Raw genomic sequence first — 18503 nt, forward strand, 5'->3', positions numbered from 1 at the left:
TTCTAAAATTTAAAGTTATAAGATACTGATGGCACTATACCAAAAATGGCTGTTCGTGTTGCTTCATTAGCACCAGTTTCTCTGTTTTGACCAAAAGATATTGACGCTGCATTTTTTCGATTATATACATTGTATATACCAAAAACCCACTCGCCTTTCCATCTGTTCTCTGGTTTTCTATTAGGCACATAAGTTGCCGAAATATCTAATCTGTGATATGATGGTAATCTGTTAGCATTTCTCTCTGAGAAACTTGTAATAGATAAATCTTCGTATTGATATTGTCCTGTTGGGTAGGTAACTGGTCTGCCTGTTTGGTAAACCGCATTCGCACCAAATGTCCATTTATCGTTAAATTTATAAGCGCCTGTTAAAGAGACATCGTGTGTTCTGTCGTGAGAGGATTTATACCAATTACCATTATTAATTCCTGGTCCGCCAGCATTACCGCCTAAGGTTCTTTGTTCAGCTTTTGATATGGTGTAAGCCAACCATCCTGTAAAATCACCTTTACTTTTTCTAAATAATAACTCTAAACCGTAAGCTCTAGATTCGCCGTTTAATATTTCGGTTTCAATGGTATTTTGACCAATTAAATCTGATCCATCTATATAGTCTATTCTATTATCTACTGTTTTATAATACACTTCGGCTTCTAATGAGTAGATTTTATTAGTAAAATCTTTAAAATAACCCAATGCATATTGATCGGACAATTGTGGTTTGATAAACTTCCCGCTTGGTGTCCAAACATCTAATGGTGTTACAGAGTTTGTATTAGATAACAAATGAATATATTGAGACACTCTAGAATATCCTGCTTTTACAGCAGATGATTCGTTTAATTGATATGACAATGCTAAACGCGGTTCTAAATTGCCAAAATTCTTAATGGTTTCGTTTTTTTTGTAATTCGTTTCTCCTATTTCGGTTCCTGCTTCATAAATACCTAAATCATTATTATAAACCACTGGTAAATCATTTTCATAATCGGTTAACGGTTGTCCTCCTAATCGAGTAAAAGTACTATAACGCAATCCGTATTGCGCCGTTAATTTATCGGATAGTTTGTGTTCTGCATTTATATATAAACCGCCTTCAAAAGCTCTTTTTTGATCTAATTTTAAAGGGTTTATTGCAGAGGTTTCTGAAGTTGGATTAATTTCACCTGGATCGAAATCGTAATAAATGCCGTTAACACCAAAATCTAATTTAAAAGCATCATTAAAATAATACTTAAGGTCGTATTTCAAATTATAATTGTTGATTGATGAAACCCAATCGAATTCGAAAAACTTTAATGCTAGCTTATAATCGTATTTGCTATAAATAAGCGACACGTTTGAAAATAACCTGTCATTAAAAATATGATTCCAGCGTAAATTTCCTGAAAGGTTGCCGTAGCTACTTTCAAAACTATTTCCAAAATCAAACGAATCTCTACCAAAGTAACCAGAAAGATAAAGCTTGTTGTTTTCGTTTAATTTATAATTCGTTTTTAGGTTTAAATCGTAAAAACTGGCACTATTATCTTCGCCAGCTGCTTTTAAAAGCAAATGTGCGTAAGAGCTTCTTCCTGCAACTAAAAAGGAACCTTTATCTTTAAATACTGGTCCTTCTGCTGCCAATCTACTTGAAATAACACCTATGCCTCCTGTTAAATTAAATTCTTTACTATTTCCGTCTTTTTGGCGAACATCTAAAACAGAAGAAACACGTCCTCCAAAACGTGCAGGAATGCCTCCTTTATACAATTTCACATCTTTAATGGCATCTGCATTAAAAACTGAAAAGAAACCTAAAAGATGTGATGTATTATAAATTATAGCTTCATCTAGCAATACTAAATTTTGATCTGATGCGCCACCACGAACATTAAATCCGCTAGAAGCCTCACCATTATTTGTAACACCTGGCAGCATTTGAATAGACTTAATAATATCTACTTCACCTAATACAACAGGCATTTTTTTAATAGTTTCTACCTTTATTTTAGAAACACTCATTTGCGGTGTTTGAATATTAACACGTTCTGATTCTTCTGCGTTAATAACAACTTCTTCAAGTTCTGTAGAAGACTCTGTAATTTCAAAAACTAGCTTTTGATCTTTATCTAATACAATCTCTTGGCTTGTATTTGAAAAGCCTAAATAAGATACAATTAAAGTATAAGTGCCTTTTTTTGCTGTAATAGAATAGAATCCATACTCGTTACTAATTGCGCCTATGTTAGTGCCTTTTAAGAATACAGAGGCTCCAAAAACTGTTTCTCCATTACTTGCATCTTTTACTGTACCACTAACTGTGAAGTTTTCTTGAGCTGATAAGATTAATGATGCAAGCAAAGTAAATAGTAATACTATTTTTTTCCTTTTTTGTTTGTTCATTCTTTGATTGGTTTTTTCTTGATTGATTTTAACAACTTTTTTATTAACTCCTAAATAGACTGTTTAATATATTATTTGTTACTTCTTTATAATTATTTAACATCTCACAACAAAAAAGAGCGAACTCTTTGAGTTCGCTCTTAAATATTATATTTAAAAAAATCTAAATATGAAGTGCTCTATCATCAGTCGCAGCTAATGCCGCTTCTTTAATAGCTTCTGTAAATGTTGGGTGTGCATGAGACATACGAGAAACATCTTCAGCCGATGCTCTATATTCCATAGCAACAACAGCCTCTGCAATCATATCGGCAGCACGTGCACCTACCATGTGTACACCTAAAATTTCATCTGTTTTTTTATCTGCAAGAATTTTTACAAATCCGTCTAAATCCATACTTGCTCTACTTCTACCTAAAGCACGCATTGGAAATTGACCAACTTTATAATCTACACCAGCTTCTTTAAGTTGCTCTTCCGTTTTACCAACTGCTGCAACTTCTGGCCATGTGTAAACAACCCCAGGAATTAAGTTATAATCTATATGTGGTTTTTGTCCTGCTAAAGTTTCAGCAACAAAAACACCTTCTTCCTCAGCTTTATGAGCTAACATAGCCCCTTTAATAACATCACCTATTGCGTAAATATTACTTGCACTAGTTTGTAAATGATCGTTTACATCTACTAAACCTCTATCTGTTAGTTTTACTCCTGCAGCTTCAGCATTTAAACCATCTGTATAAGCACGACGCCCAACAGATACTAAACAATAATCTCCTGTAAAAGTAACTTCTTCACCTTTTTTATTATCGGCTTTTACAATAACCTCATCACCTTTACGCTCTACAGATTTAACTTTATGAGACGCATTAATGTTGAATTTTTGCTTCTTTAAAACTTTATTTAATTCTTTAGAAACACCAGCATCCATTGTTGGAACAATTCTGTCCATGTATTCTACAACAGTTACTTCTGCACCTAATCTTTTATAAACTTGACCAAGCTCTAAACCAATAACACCTCCACCAATAACAATTAAGTGTTTAGGTATTTCTTTTAATTTTAAAGCTTCGGTAGATGTGATTACGCGCTCTTTATCTAATGTTATAAAGGGTAATGTAGATGGTTTAGAACCTGTAGCAATAATGCTGTTTTTAGCTTCTATTTCTATAGTTTCTTTTCCTGCAATTGTAATATGAGTTGCATCTTTAAAACTTCCCAAACCTTCGTAAACATCAATATTGTTTTTCTTCATTAAAAAATCAATCCCTCCAGTTGTTTGATCTACAACAGATTGTTTACGAGCAATCATTTTTTCAAGATTTACTTTTATTTCACCAGGAATGTCAATACCGTGTTCTTCAAAATGCTTTACAGCATCTTCGTAATGATGAGAAGAATCTAAAAGTGCTTTACTTGGAATACAACCAACGTTTAAACAGGTTCCTCCTAAAGTTGAGTATTTTTCAATTATTGCAGTTTTCATCCCTAGTTGTGCGCAACGAATTGCTGCTACATATCCTCCAGGACCAGAGCCTATAATGGCTACATCGTATGAATTCATATTATATTGTTCTATTTTTAAACAAAAAAGATGCTTTGTCATCCACTATGACAAAGCTTAAAACAAAAATACAAATGTTTTATGGGAAGGCAATAAAAAAATGACGCTTAATGCTAAGGTTAGTTTGTTTTATAAATGTCGTTTAAAATCCATTCTAATTCTGTATCGCGATTCATTTTTCTATCTTCAACAGTAGGTATTATTTTTATATCTGGTTTAATACCATAACCATCTGGATTTTGTTTTTGAGGTGCTTCAATTTGCATTAAACCCATCCTTATTTTAAGTTTTGTTTCAGGTAATTCATAAATCTTATAAATTCCTGCTACTGTACCATTATATGCACCACCTGTTTCTTCTCCAACAAAAATCGCCTTTTTATTTGCTTTTAAATGTGTTGAAATAAGAGACGATGCAGAAAATGAATTACCATTAATTAATACATAAATTTCACCTTTAAAATTTAAAGGATTAGGTTCTTTTAATTTGGTATGTTTATTAAATCTGTAATAAAGTTTACCATCTTTTTTTCTTATTTTAAGTAAATTATGAGCTATAACTATTGGAGAAAGCAACCCTCCAATAACTTTAAGACTATTAGGAGATGTATTACTCATAAATGATTTTAAGAAAGGAATTCTACTATTTACTTCGCTATCTGTTATAAATTGATACTCCTTGTTGGTTAAATATGAGTATAAATAATCTATTTCTGCTATTCGTCCGCCTCCATTATCTCTTAAATCTATTACTAAATATTTTGTATTGGCAGAATCTAGTTTTGTAAAACTTTCTTTGTAGAACTTTTTATAGTTACCGTTTGTAAAGCTTCTAATTTTCATAAAAGCTACAGTGCTATCTTTACCTATATAATTAAAATTACGAGTATATTCATTTCTTTTAGCTAAGTATCCATACTTTTTATTATCTTTTTTTCGCTTCTTTCTTGCTAATCTATTTTCAACCTTTTCTGCTTTTGAGAGTTTTATTGGTTTTTCTTTTTTAACAGAACTACTATCTGCTTTTTTTTCTTCTTTTGATATACGCTTAAAATTTCTAACAAATACAGAATCTTTGTTTTTAAAAGTTACTTTTAAACTATCTAAAAACCCTTTATCTCTAACATAAAACGTTGAAAACCCTTTACCAACAAACCTATCATGTAAAGTTGTATTATATCCATCAGACGCAAAACGTGTTTTGTAAGTATTTACTAATTTTAGTACCGGTTCATCATCAATACTAATCACTTCACTCCCTACGAGTGTAGAATCTTTTCCATAATTATTTTTAACCCAAAGTTTGTTTTCTAAATACTCAAAATCTAAATCATAAAACTCAAACTTTTGTTTACTAAGGGTTTTTCGCTGCTTTTTTGTAAATCTTTTAACAGTATAACCTACAGAAATATGACCTTGTTTAACTTGTGTAACCACTGGCGCTAACTTTTTATAAAATTCGGGTGATGTAAGTGGTTTTTTTATTGTGTTTTTTAAACTATCAAACTTAAGATCTAAGTCAGTTTTGGAAGTATATTGATAAAGTTTAGGATGATGCTTTTTTAATTGCTTGTATAATTTGTCTACATCGTTTTGTAAATTTTCAGCAGGATGTAATTCTGTAATTTGTTCGTTATACGTTTTAACACTGCTACATGATGTTAACAAGAGTAAAACCGTTATAACCAAAATTTGTTTTTTCATATAAGCTAAAGTAATTGTATTTAAGTTAATTTAAAACGGATTAATTTTTCTTTAACTTTTCAATTAAAACGAATATAATAAACAGCATAAATTTATGTAGTTTTGTGCTTTATGCAAAAAAATATAAACATACAAAACAAGAAAGCCCGCTTTCTATACGAAATATTAGATAAGTACACTGCTGGTATTGTTTTAACTGGGACTGAAATTAAATCTATTAGAAGTGGAAAAGCTTCAATTGTTGAAAGTTTTTGTGAGTTTAACGATAAAGGCGAACTTTTTGCAATAAACATGACCATACAAGAGTATGCTTTTGGTAACTACTACAACCACAGACCCAAAGCCGAAAGAAAACTTCTTTTAAATAAAAAGGAATTAAAAAAACTTAGAAAAGATGTTGAAGCAAAAGGTCTTGCGATTATTCCGTTGCGATTATTTATTAACGATAATGGTTATGCAAAACTAGAAATTGCATTAGGAAAAGGTAAAAAACTGTTTGATAAACGCGAAACCATGAAGGATCGTGATAATAAACGTGATTTAGATAGAATTAAGAAAATATATAAATAAATCATCCTTTTTACTGTAATAAGAAGTTAAATTTAAACCTCTAATCAAAGAAATGGTTTTAAATTTAAGAGTATCTTAACGCTTCAAAACTATCCCATTTATTTAATTTGTAATCATTAAATACTTTATAATGAAAAAAATACTACTTACAATACTTATTTGCTTAGTTACAATAACAATAAAAGCTCAAACCGAATCTAAAAACGAAAACATTAAAGCTATTATCGAACATAAAGTTGATAGTTCTCTTGTTTTATCTTTAGATAGTACTATTAAAACTTTATACGGTGTTATATCCGGAGAAAAAGGTGTTGAACGCAACTGGAAACAATTCAAATATTTATTTAAACCAGATGCAAAATTAATTCCTTCCATTAAAGACAAAGAAGGTGTTTTTAAAGTAAGATTTTTATCTCCAGGAGATTACATTAAAAGCTCTGGGAATTGGTTAGTTGAAAATGGTTTTTTTGAAAAAGAAATACACCGAAAAATAGAAACTTTTGGAAACATAACTCAAGTATTTAGTACTTATGAATCTTTTAAAAGTGAAGCTGATGCAGAACCTTTTATGCGAGGTATTAATAGCATTCAATTATTAAATGATGGCAAACGCTGGTGGATTATTAATATTTACTGGACACAAGAAACTCCCCAAAACCCGATACCAAAAAAATATCTAAAATAGAAAAATACATTTCCTATGAATATTTTCCTTAAAATCAAACCTTTTTTAGTTACATCTATTTTTGTTGTAAGTTTTGTTCTTACTTCAAACGCTCAAGAAACTACTGAAAAAGCTAAACCTATTTTTAGTGATGGAGAAGCTCAAATTGTAGAAGCTTTTAATGACGCTGATAAATGGATACGACATGATTTATTTGTAGAAACAACTTTTGATACCGATGGCGATGGGAAATTAGACCGCATGCATGTTGATGTAACTAGGCCTTACCAAACCGATACAGAAGGATTAAAATTGCCTGTAATTTATGAGTCTAGTCCATATTATGCTGGTGTTGCGCCAGATGTAGATGGTGTGTTTTGGGATGTTAACCACGAACTTGGTGACACAGCAAAAAAACGTGTACATCCTGAGGTTATACGATTAGGCGAACGTCCTATTATATCAAATTCACAAATTAAAACTTGGGTTCCCAGAGGTTATATAGTTGTTCATTCCTCATCTCCAGGTACAGGTTTATCTCAAGGTTCTCCAACAGTTGGTGGCGATAACGAATCTTTAGCACCAAAAGCAGTTATAGATTGGTTAAACGGACGTGCAAAAGGATATACAGAACCTTACGGAAGAGAGGAAGTTAAAGCCTTTTGGAGTACAGGAAAAGTAGGTATGACAGGTACATCATATAACGGAACACTTCCATTAGCAGCAGCAACTACAGGCGTAGATGGATTAGAAGCTATAATTCCAATTGCACCAAATACCTCATATTATAATTATTACCGTTCTAATGGATTGGTACGCTCACCAGGTGGCTACTTAGGTGAAGATATTGATGTTTTATACGATTATATTCATAGCGGTGACGAATCAAAACGTCCTTATAATAATGCCAAAATAAGAGATACTGAAATGAAAAACGGTATAGATAGAATTACTGGTGATTATAACGCTTTTTGGGCTAGTCGAGATTATTTAAATGACATGAAACCTATGAAAGCTGCTTTATTTATGTCACATGGGTTTAACGATTGGAATGTGATGCCAGAACACAGCTATCGTATTTATAAGAAAGCTGAAGAAATGGGCTTACCAACTCAAATATATTATCATCAATTTGGACATGGAGGTCCGCCACCAATTAGCATGATGAATAAATGGTTTACACATTTTTTACATGGTATTGAAAATGGCGTTGAAAACGAACCAAATAAAGCTTGGATTGTTCGTGAAGATGATGAAATGAGTAATCCTACACCATATAAAGATTATCCAAATCCTGATGCTAAACCAGTAACATTTTATTTAACTTCAGGAGCACCAAATATTGGTGGCTTAACAACAACAAAAGCTGTAAAACAAGGTAAAGAAACACTAGTTGATAATTATTCGTTTAATGGAGAAGCCTTAGCAAAAGCAGAAATTACTAATCATCGTTTATTATATGTAACACCTAAACTTACTAAAGATTTACATATTTCTGGAGTCTCCAAAATCACGGTTAAACTCGCAAGTAGCAAACCTGCAGCAAATCTATCAGTTTGGCTGGTTTCACTACCGTGGAATGATAGCCGAAGATCAAAAACTACAGATAATATTATTACACGTGGTTGGGCAGATCCACAAAATTATAAATCGTTAACAGAAAGCGAACCTTTAAAACCTGGTAAATTTTATGAAGTAACTTTTGACTTACAACCAGATGACCAAATTATAAAAACCGGACAACAAATAGGATTAATGATTTTTTCAAGCGATAAAGAATTCACATTACACCCAAAACCAGGAACAGAATTAACCATTGATTTAGATGGAACAAGTTTAACATTACCTGTTGTTAGTGGTTTTGATGGGTTTTAAAAATTCATAAAAATGAGCAAACTACTCACCAAAATAACTCAAGAATTACAGGATTTCATAAAAAATCAAAAAATCTTTTTTGTGGGCACTGCTGCTCAAGATGGTCGGGTAAATGTGTCTCCAAAAGGTCATGATACCCTTCATGTTTTAAACGCTAATAAATTGGTTTGGTTAAATCTTACAGGAAGTGGAAACGAAACAGCAGCTCATGTTTTAAAAAATGATAGAATGACAATCATGTTTTGTGCATTTGAAGGCAAGCCTTTAATATTGAGGGTTTATGGAAATGCCAAAATCTATCACGAACGTGATGCAAAATTTCACGATTACATTAAGCTATTTGAAGAAAATACAGGATCACGACAAATTATAGAATTAGAAGTTGATTTAGTGCAAACTTCGTGTGGTTATTCTATTCCTTTTATGGATTTTAAAGAAGAACGTGGACAGTTAAATTCTTGGTCTAAAAAACAAGGTAAAGAAAAAATAGAAACTTACTGGCAAGAAAAAAACACAAAAAGCATTGATGGTTTTGAAACTGATATTTTAAAGAAGTAATTAAACGTCTTTCCGTTAAGAAACGAAGATGCAACCTGCTTCTAATTAAATAAAATTATATTTAGTTTTCGAATGATAAGACAACTTCGTTCATACTTTCCGCATTATGACACAATACAACTAAAAATAGTGAACTAATTCTTATCCTCCAACAAAGGCACAAATCTAAACTCACCAAATTCTTCTTGCTCAAATTCCTTTTGTCCTTTTCTAATAAAAAGTGTCATTATTTGCACATCGTCACCCACAGGAATAACAAGTCTTCCTCCTATTTTTAACTGACTCAACAATGGTTTAGGCACAAAAGGTGCGCCAGCTGTTACAATTATACTATCAAATGGCGCTTCTTCTTTTAGTCCTTTATATCCATCTCCAAAAATAAGTTTCTTAGCCCGATAGCCTAACTTAGGCAAAAAATTACTCGTTTTTTTAAACAACTCTTGTTGGCGTTCAATACTAAAAACTTTGGTTCCTAATTCACATAATACAGCTGTTTGATAACCACTTCCTGTGCCTATTTCTAAAACTTTATCTCCAGATTTAACTTGCATTAACTCCGTTTGAAACGCCACAGTATAGGGTTGAGAAATAGTTTGGTCTGCAGCAATAGGAAATGCTTTATCTTGATATGCATGATCTAAAAAACTGGAATCCATAAACAAATGTCTAGGTATTTTTCCAATAGCACTTAGTACCTTTTCATTTGTTATTCCTTTATTTTTTAATACGTTAACAAGCTGTTGTCTTAATCCTTTGTGCTTAAAAGTGTCTTTCAATTTTGGTGGGAGTTTAGTTTGATAAAATTAGGCAAACATTTTAAGGCTTGAAAACTATTTATTCAGAATTTATTTTTCATAAGATTCATCCAAAAAATTCATCTTAATTAACTAAATTCATACCTTAATTATCTTATTTTTGTTGAAAACGTAAAAAATTATGCTAAAAGCTGGTGTACTAGGTGCTGGTCATCTTGGAAAAATTCATTTAAGACTTCTTAATCAATCTGAAAAATATAATCTCGTTGGTTTTTATGATGCAGATGAAGAAAACGGTAAAAAAGTAGAAGCTGAATTTGGATATAAATTTTTCAACTCGATTGATGATCTTATTGATGCAGTTGATATGGTTGATATTGTAACACCTACCCTTTCACATTACGATTGTGCAAAACAAGCTATTGCAAAAGGGAAACATATTTTTATTGAAAAACCTATTACAAACACTGTTGAAGAAGCTGAACATATTAGAGAACTTTTGGCAGAAAACAACCTTCGTGGACAAGTAGGACATGTAGAGCGTTTTAATCCTGCATATTTGGCGGTAAAAGACGAAATTAATTCGCCAATGTTTATTGAAACACACAGGTTAGCAGAGTTTAACCCAAGAGGTACTGATGTTCCTGTGGTTTTAGATTTAATGATTCATGATATTGATATTATTTTAAGCATTGTAAAATCTAAAGTAAAAAACATTTCGGCTAGTGGTGTTGCTGTAATTAGCGATACCCCAGATATTGCGAATGCTAGATTAGAATTTGAAAATGGCTGTGTTGCTAACTTAACAGCTAGTAGAATTTCACTTAAAAAAATGCGTAAAGCACGTTTCTTTCAAAAAGATGCTTATATATCAGTAGATTTTTTAACCAAAAAATGTGAAGTAGTTAAAATGAAAGATGCTCCAGAAAACCCTGGAGATTTTGATATGATACTTCAAAATGCTGAAGGATTAAAAAAGCAAATCTATTTTGATAATCCACCAGTTCCTGATAACAATTCTATTTTAGATGAATTAGAAACTTTTGCCGATGCTATAAACACAAATACAACACCTGTTGTAACATTACATGATGGTACTGAAGCATTGCGTGTTGCTACCCAAATTATTGATTGCTTTTAACATGAAAAACATTGCTGTAATTGGCGCTGGAACAATGGGAAACGGTATTGCTCACACGTTTGCCCAAAGTGGATTTAAAGTAAGCCTTATAGATATTAGTGAAGCGTCTCTTAAACGAGGTATGGAAACCATTTCTAAAAATTTAGACAGAATGGTTGCCAAAGAAAAAATTAGTGAATCTGATAAAACTGAAACTCTATCTAATATTTCAACATACACAAGTATTCCTGAAGGTGTTAAAAATGTAGAATTAGTTGTTGAAGCTGCAACAGAAAACATTGATTTAAAACTTAATATTTTTAAACAATTAGATGAAGCTTGCGTCGAAGACACAATTTTAGCAACAAACACTTCTTCCATATCTATTACACAAATAGCAGCAGTTACTTCTAGACCAGAAAAAGTTATTGGGATGCATTTCATGAATCCTGTACCAATAATGAAACTAGTCGAAATTATTCGCGGTTACAATACTAGTGACAAAGTCACCAAAACCATTATGAGTTTATCTGAAACTCTAGGTAAAGCCCCAGTAGAAGTAAACGATTATCCGGGTTTTGTTGCAAACAGAATTTTAATGCCAATGCTAAACGAATCTATAGAAACACTATATAATGGAGTTGCAGGTGTAAATGAAATAGATACCGTTATGAAATTAGGTATGGCACACCCAATGGGGCCTTTACAATTAGCAGATTTTATTGGTTTAGATGTATGCCTATCTATACTAAATGTGATGTATGATGGTTTTAAAAATCCTAAATACGCACCGTGTCCTTTACTCGTTAATATGGTGCGTGCAGGTAAATTAGGTATTAAATCTGGAGAAGGTTTTTATGATTATTCCGAAAGCAGAAAAGCAGAAAAAGTAGCTTCACAATTTTCAAAGTAATGATTCATACTAAAAAATACTCCTTAACAAAAAAAGATTACACTAAAATTATCCTGTTAAAAAGATTAAAAAAATCATGGTGGCTATATCTATTTATGTTCGTTTTAGGTATTTTATATTTACCTAAATTTGGAGAAGATAGTTTTAGTACATTTTTTACGATTTTTTCTTTTTCATATCCTTTTGTAATGTTTACCTATCTTTATTTTTGGGCAAACTCTAAAGATCATCAACCTATTTTTTCTGAAACTCATTTATCTTTTGATAATGAAAATATCTATTTAAAAAGAAATGGCAATGAATCTAAAATAACCTCAAATAGTATTCAAAAAGTAATTTCAAATACTAAATATTGGATGTTATATATCTCTAAAGGGCAATTTATTTATATTCCGAAAAACATATTTTATTCTAACGAAGATTATAATAAGTTTTCTGCTTTAATTAATTGAAAATAAAATACAGAGAGGATTAACTATTTACAAATTCTAAAAAAATGTTTTATGTTTAGTTGTAAAGTGCGTTATAATTTTTTCAACTAAACAATACTTAATAAAATACAATGTCGATATTAGAAAACCTCAACAATATAAAACAAACATTACCAGACCATGTTACTTTAGTAGCAGTATCTAAAACCAAGCCTGTTAGCGATTTAATGGAAGCTTACAATGCTGGACAGCGTATTTTTGGTGAAAACAAAATACAGGAAATGGCCGATAAGTATGAAGAAATGCCCAAAGACATCGATTGGCACATGATTGGGCATGTTCAGCGTAATAAAGTGAAATATATGGCCTCCTTTGTGCATCTAATTCATGGTATTGATAATTTTAAATTATTGGAAGAAATTAATAAACAAGCCAAAAAATATAATAGAATTATTGACTGTTTAATTCAAATAAAAATAGCTGAGGAAGATTCTAAATTTGGTATGACAGCAAGTGAAGCATCAGAAATTATTCAATCTAAAGATTTTTTAGAATTACAAAATATAAAGATTATTGGTGTTATGGGAATGGCTACATTTACTGATGACCAAAATCAAATTAAAAAAGAATTCAGCCGATTAAAAAATACTTTTTCAGAATTAAAACAACTAGATACTAAAAACTGTAAGCTTGAAACTATTAGTATGGGAATGAGTGGAGATTATCAATTAGCAATTGATTGTGGTAGTACAATGATTAGAGTTGGAAGTAGTATCTTTGGTAGTAGAAATTATTCAAATTAAAACATAAGTATATTTACGCAATATTAGACATAGAAACTACCGGAGGGAAGTATAACGAGGAAGGTATTACTGAAATAGCAATCTATAAATATGATGGGCATGAAGTTGTAGATCAATTTATAAGTCTTATAAATCCAGAACGAGACATACAACCTTTTGTAGTCAACCTTACAGGTATAAATAGCAGCATGCTGCGCAATGCACCAAAGTTTTATGAGGTCGCAAAACGCATTGTAGAAATTACAGACGAATGTATTTTAGTTGCTCACAACGCGCAATTTGATTATAGAATTTTATGTACAGAATTTAGACGCTTAGGCTTTGAATATGAACGTAGATCGCTTTGTACTGTTGAACTTTCTAAAGATTTAATTCCAGGTCAAACATCTTACAGTTTAGGTAAATTAGTACGCTCACTTGGTATTCCCGTAACCGATAGACATCGTGCTTCTGGTGATGCTTTAGCAACTGTAAAATTGTTTAAAATGTTGCTAGATAAAGACACCACAAAAACAATTATTAAAGAATCTGTTAGATTAAATCCTAAACACCAATTAGAACCTAGGCACTTAGATATTATAGCTGAATTACCATCAATAACTGGTGTTTATTACATTCATAATGCTAATGGAGATATTATATATATTGGTAAAAGTAATAATATAAAAAAGCGCATTAATCAGCACTTTACGGGTACTAATCAAAAATCAAAAAAAATACAAGTACAGGTTCATGCTGTAACTTACGAAGCTACAGGTAGCGAACTTGTTGCACTTTTAAAAGAAAGTGAAGAAATAAAACGTGTAAAACCTATTTTTAATAGAGCTTTACGACGTTCCATTTTTACACATGCTTTATATAGTTTTAAAGATGAAAATGACTATATCAATTTAAAAATTGATGTTGCAGATGGTCGTAAAAAGCCCATAACAACATTTAGTAATAGACAAAGTGGAAAAAGTTTTATAACTAATGCTGTTGATGATTATAATTTATGTCAAAAATTAACAGGGCTTTACAAAACAAAAACCAGCTGTTTCAATTATGATATAAAAGCTTGTGAAGGAGCCTGTATTCAAAAAGAATCTTCAGATTTATATAACAAACGTGTAAAAGCTTTGATAGATAAAAATAGCTATGCAAATAAAAATATGGTAATTATTGACAGAGGTCGCGATGTTGATGAACGTAGTGCTATATTTATTGAAAATGGTATATTTAAAGGCTTAGGATTCTTCAATTTAAATTATCAAATAAATAATATTGAAGTTTTAGAATCTATTATAACACCCATGCAAAATAATCGAGATACCCAACACATTATACAAAGTTATATTAGAAGAAATAAAAGAATTAAAGTAATAACATTAGATTAAAATGAAAAAAACTATTTTAATTATCCTTCTTTTTAACAGCATTATAATAACTGCGCAATCAAGTTTCAATTCAGAAGATTTAAAGGTTACCAAAAGTGATTTAACAATAAATACTTATGAAAAAGACTCAACTGCAAATGCTTTAGTTTTATATGAACAAGGAAATAGCTATTTTGATAAAAAAGATTTTATTTTAAAAACCGAAGTAAAACACAAAGTAAAAATTTTAAATAGAGAAGGATTCGATAATGCAAACGTTAAAATCTATTTATATAATGATGATAATAATAACAAAAAAGAAAAAGTAGAAGATATTATTGCTACTACATATAACTTAATAGATAAAGTTGTTATTACTACTAGACTGAAGAAAGCCGATGTTTTTGAAGAAAAATACAATGATAATACAACGCTTATAAAGTTTACACTACCAAACATTAAAGAAGGTTCTGTAATTGTATATAGTTACACATTAATATCTCCGTTTATGTTTAAATATAAAGATTGGAGATTCCAAGATGACATACCTAAACTTTATAGCGAATACCGAGCAAGCATACCAGGAAACTGGATTTTTCATAAAAAATTAGTTGGAGGCAAAAAATTAGCTGTTAGCACTATTGAAATTAAGAAAGATTGTTTAACAACCTATAATGGTGGATCGGCCGATTGCGAAGAAAGTGTTTATGCCATGAAAGATATTCCTGCTTTTATAAGTGAAGATTATATGACTGCTGAGAGTAATTATTTAGCACGAATTGAATATGAACTTGAAACTATTAGAGGTATGGATGGAAGAATAAGCCATTATACTAAAACATGGGAAACTGTAGATAAAGAATTTAGAACAGATGGTGATATTGGTAGACAGCTTAAAAAAAGCGTTGACGCAGAAAAATTATTAAGTCAAGATATTTTTAATGAACCTGATACCTTAAAAAAAGCTAAAGCCATATTTAATTATTTACAAGAAGATTATACATGGAATGAAAAATACAGAATTTTTAAAGATGTTTCTGTTAAAGATTTAATTAATGATAAATCTGGCAATGTATCATCAATAAACATTTTACTTCATAATTTATTAGAAGAATCTGGTATAGATGTAAAACCTATTTTATTATCTACAAGAAATAATGGTTTTGCAACGAAACTTTACCCTGTAATTTCAGATTTTAATTATTTAATAGTTCAGGTAACAATCAATAAAAAAACATATTTTTTAGATGCTACAGACAAATATTTAAGTTTCGGTGAAATTCCATTTAGATGTTTAAATGAATATGGTAGACTTTTAGATTTTAAAGAAGGTAGCAAATGGATTGATATTAAACCAAGTAAAAAATCATCTATAATGTACAATGTAGATATTCATTTTGATGAAGAACAAAATTTAGTTGGAAAAGTAAAAAACAGGCTAACTGGTTATCATGCATTGCATGCTAAAAAATCTTATTATCCCAGTGAAGATGGTTATTTAAATAAACTAGAAAACAATTCGCCTTTTATTGAAATTTCTAATCACGAAGTTACAAGTAAGGGAAAAACAAGTGATAAATTTTCAGAATCTTACGACATAGAATATAATATTGATGAGATAAATCAAACCTTATATTTAAATCCTTTTATTGTTAAATTCTTTGCAGAAAATCCTTTTAAACTTCAAGAAAGAACATACCCAATAGATTTTGGCTATAAAGACAATTACTTGTATTCATTCAAACTAAGTTTAGGTGAGAATTACTCAGTAAAAGAAATGCCAAAAGAAATTAGGTTGACACTGCCAAACGATGCAGGTAACTTATCTTTTGCTAGCAAAATGGTGGGTAACGATTTGCATTTACTTTTTAAAATTGATTTTAAAGCACCTGTTTACCCTGCTGAATATTACCCCTATTTAAAGGAGTTAATGAGTAAGATTGTTGATATTCAAAAAAACTCACTAATTGTATTAAATAAAACATAAGTCATCTTTTATTACTTTTGAATAAATGAGCATATCAAAAAAACATTGGAAAATAAGACTTCATGAAATTATTTATGAAGCAGATACTCCTGCAGGAAAGCTGTTTGATGTGGTTCTTTTAATTATAATTCTTGCAAGTATAATACTGGTAATGCTTGAAAGTGTAAATAGTATTGATGCAAAATACCATAGCATATTAAACATTTCAGAATGGATTATTACCATTATGTTTAGTTTAGAATATATTGCTAGAATAATAACTGTAAAAAAACCATTTAAATATATATTTAGCTTTTACGGTATTATAGATTTCTTATCGACGATACCTAAATACATTTCATTAATTTTTGGTGGTGTGCATGCATTAGCTGCTTTACGAGCGCTACGTTTACTAAGGGTTTTTAGAATTTTAAAACTGGCTCGCTTTCTTGGTGCATCAAACAATTTAGTTAATGCTTTAAAAGCTAGTAGAGCAAAAATATCTGTGTTTTTATTTGCTGTTATAATTGTTGCTGTTATTCTTGGAACCATTATGTATATGGTTGAAGGAGAAGAAAATGGATTTACAAATATCCCAAAAAGTGTATATTGGTGTATTGTAACATTAACTACTGTTGGTTTTGGTGATATTGCACCACAAACGCCATTAGGTCAGTTTATAGCTTCTTTAATTATGATTTTAGGTTACGGTATAATTGCTGTTCCTACTGGTATTGTATCGGCAGAATACACGAATCAAACAAAACCAAAAAAAGACGAAGAATTACATTTAAACTCACAATCATGTGTTAATTGTCTAGAAGATAAACATCAAGATAATGCTACGTTTTGCCACAAATGTGGGCATCCTTTACACTAATTTTACTTTTTTAAATTAAGAATCACAAGCCATCAACTCAAACACTAAATATCTTATTTCCATTGTAGGGCCAACAGCTATTGGCAAAACAGCGTTAAGCATTAAACTTGCTCAATATTTTAATACTGAAATTATTTCGGCAGACTCTCGCCAGTTTTTTAAAGAGATGCATATTGGTACCGCAGCTCCAACAACTGAGGAATTAACTGCTGCGAAACATCATTTTATTCATCATAAATCTATTAAAGAGGAATACAACGTTGGCGCTTTTGAAAAAGAGGCAATACAATGTTTAACCATACTTTTTAAAAGTAATGACATTGTTATAATGGTTGGCGGATCTGGTTTATATGTTGATGCTGTAAATAAAGGTTTAGACGATTTCCCTGTGGTAGAAAAAGGCATCAGAGAATCACTAAATATTGACTTAGAAACGAAAGGGTTAGAATATTTACAGAATAAATTAAAGGAACTTGATAAAGTATCATACCAATCAATGGCTATAGATAATCCACATCGTGTTATTAGAGCTTTAGAAATTTGTATTGGTTCTGGTAAGCCTTATTCTTCATTTTTAAATAAAGACAAAAATAAACGTTCGTTTAAAACTATAACTCTTGGACTTACTGCAGATAGAGAAATAATATACGATCGTATTAATAAACGTGTTGATATTATGATGAAACAAGGTTTACTTAAAGAAGTAAAAACATTGCTTCCCTACAAAGATTTGAATGCTTTAAACACCGTTGGATACAGAGAATTATTTAATTATTTAGATGGAACTTGGGAGTTAGATTTTGCTGTTTCTGAAATTAAAAAGAACTCACGGCGTTTTGCAAAACGGCAACTTACTTGGTTTAAAAGAAATGAAAATACGTTTTGGTTTGATTATACAAAACCTATAGATACTATTATTAATAAGTTAAACGAAGCTACAAAATCTTAACTCAGACTAA

At 30.6% G+C, this 18503-nt stretch carries 16 protein-coding genes; 12 read left to right on the forward strand and 4 right to left on the reverse strand.

The features are described 5' to 3' along the window. Positions 1-2: 2 nt before the first annotated feature. The 3 genes from BT151_RS16270 to BT151_RS16280 form a co-directional block, all read right to left on the reverse strand. The gene (locus tag BT151_RS16270) at positions 3-2387 is read right to left on the reverse strand and encodes a TonB-dependent receptor (protein WP_072403414.1); all 2385 of its coding nucleotides are present in this window, start codon (positions 2385-2387) and stop codon (positions 3-5) included. Between the two features lie 163 nt (positions 2388-2550). Further along, on the reverse strand, positions 2551-3951 hold the full coding sequence (gene lpdA, locus BT151_RS16275; RefSeq protein WP_072403474.1) for a dihydrolipoyl dehydrogenase: 1401 nt from the start codon (positions 3949-3951) through the stop codon (positions 2551-2553). Positions 3952-4070: 119 nt separating this feature from the next. Beyond that, a complete protein-coding gene (locus BT151_RS16280) occupies positions 4071-5654 on the reverse strand; it encodes a S41 family peptidase (RefSeq protein WP_072403415.1) in 1584 nt (527 codons plus the stop codon). 111 nt (positions 5655-5765) lie between these two features. Here BT151_RS16280 and smpB point away from each other — a divergent pair, with 111 nt between their 5' ends. From smpB to BT151_RS16300, 4 genes are all read left to right on the forward strand, one after another. Next, entirely contained in the window at positions 5766-6224 is a 459-nt protein-coding gene (smpB, locus tag BT151_RS16285; protein ID WP_072403416.1) for an SsrA-binding protein SmpB, read from the forward strand. Positions 6225-6354: 130 nt separating this feature from the next. Further along, on the forward strand, positions 6355-6909 hold the full coding sequence (locus BT151_RS16290) for a hypothetical protein (protein ID WP_072403417.1): 555 nt from the start codon (positions 6355-6357) through the stop codon (positions 6907-6909). A gap of 15 nt (positions 6910-6924) precedes the next feature. Beyond that, positions 6925-8763 carry a Xaa-Pro dipeptidyl-peptidase gene (locus BT151_RS16295; RefSeq protein WP_072403418.1) on the forward strand — a complete coding sequence of 613 codons (1839 nt, stop codon included), beginning with the start codon at positions 6925-6927 and terminating at the stop codon, positions 8761-8763. 12 nt (positions 8764-8775) lie between these two features. Beyond that, entirely contained in the window at positions 8776-9321 is a 546-nt protein-coding gene (locus BT151_RS16300) for a pyridoxamine 5'-phosphate oxidase family protein (protein ID WP_171946650.1), read from the forward strand. A 134-nt stretch (positions 9322-9455) separates the two neighbouring features. Here the strand turns inward: BT151_RS16300 and BT151_RS16305 are convergent, their stop codons facing one another. Continuing rightward, entirely contained in the window at positions 9456-10097 is a 642-nt protein-coding gene (locus tag BT151_RS16305) for a protein-L-isoaspartate(D-aspartate) O-methyltransferase (protein WP_072403420.1), read from the reverse strand. A gap of 160 nt (positions 10098-10257) precedes the next feature. Here BT151_RS16305 and BT151_RS16310 point away from each other — a divergent pair, with 160 nt between their 5' ends. The 8 genes from BT151_RS16310 (at position 10258) to miaA (ending at position 18493) form a co-directional block, all read left to right on the forward strand. Then, positions 10258-11217 carry a Gfo/Idh/MocA family protein gene (locus BT151_RS16310; RefSeq protein ID WP_072403421.1) on the forward strand — a complete coding sequence of 320 codons (960 nt, stop codon included), beginning with the start codon at positions 10258-10260 and terminating at the stop codon, positions 11215-11217. A gap of 1 nt (position 11218) precedes the next feature. Then, positions 11219-12109: a 3-hydroxyacyl-CoA dehydrogenase family protein gene (locus BT151_RS16315; protein WP_072403422.1), complete on the forward strand. Its 891-nt coding sequence runs from the start codon at positions 11219-11221 to the stop codon at positions 12107-12109. Beyond that, the gene (locus BT151_RS16320; protein WP_072403423.1) at positions 12109-12561 is read left to right on the forward strand and encodes a YcxB family protein; all 453 of its coding nucleotides are present in this window, start codon (positions 12109-12111) and stop codon (positions 12559-12561) included. Before BT151_RS16315 ends, BT151_RS16320 begins: the two co-directional genes overlap by 1 nt. 110 nt (positions 12562-12671) lie before the next feature. Continuing rightward, positions 12672-13343, forward strand: a complete 672-nt coding sequence (locus BT151_RS16325) for a YggS family pyridoxal phosphate-dependent enzyme (protein WP_072403424.1) — start codon at positions 12672-12674, stop codon at positions 13341-13343. 11 nt (positions 13344-13354) lie between these two features. After that, the gene (locus BT151_RS16330; protein ID WP_072403425.1) at positions 13355-14719 is read left to right on the forward strand and encodes an exonuclease domain-containing protein; all 1365 of its coding nucleotides are present in this window, start codon (positions 13355-13357) and stop codon (positions 14717-14719) included. Position 14720: 1 nt separating this feature from the next. Continuing rightward, on the forward strand, positions 14721-16685 hold the full coding sequence (locus BT151_RS16335; RefSeq protein ID WP_072403426.1) for a DUF3857 domain-containing protein: 1965 nt from the start codon (positions 14721-14723) through the stop codon (positions 16683-16685). Between the two features lie 25 nt (positions 16686-16710). After that, positions 16711-17544 carry an ion transporter gene (locus BT151_RS16340; protein ID WP_072403427.1) on the forward strand — a complete coding sequence of 278 codons (834 nt, stop codon included), beginning with the start codon at positions 16711-16713 and terminating at the stop codon, positions 17542-17544. Between the two features lie 31 nt (positions 17545-17575). Beyond that, positions 17576-18493 (forward strand): tRNA (adenosine(37)-N6)-dimethylallyltransferase MiaA, encoded by a 918-nt coding sequence (gene miaA, locus BT151_RS16345; RefSeq protein ID WP_072403428.1) that lies wholly within the window; start codon positions 17576-17578, stop codon positions 18491-18493. Positions 18494-18503 lie beyond the last annotated feature (10 nt).

Source organism: Flaviramulus basaltis (assembly GCF_900114265.1).
GTDB classification, from domain to species: domain Bacteria; phylum Bacteroidota; class Bacteroidia; order Flavobacteriales; family Flavobacteriaceae; genus Flaviramulus; species Flaviramulus basaltis.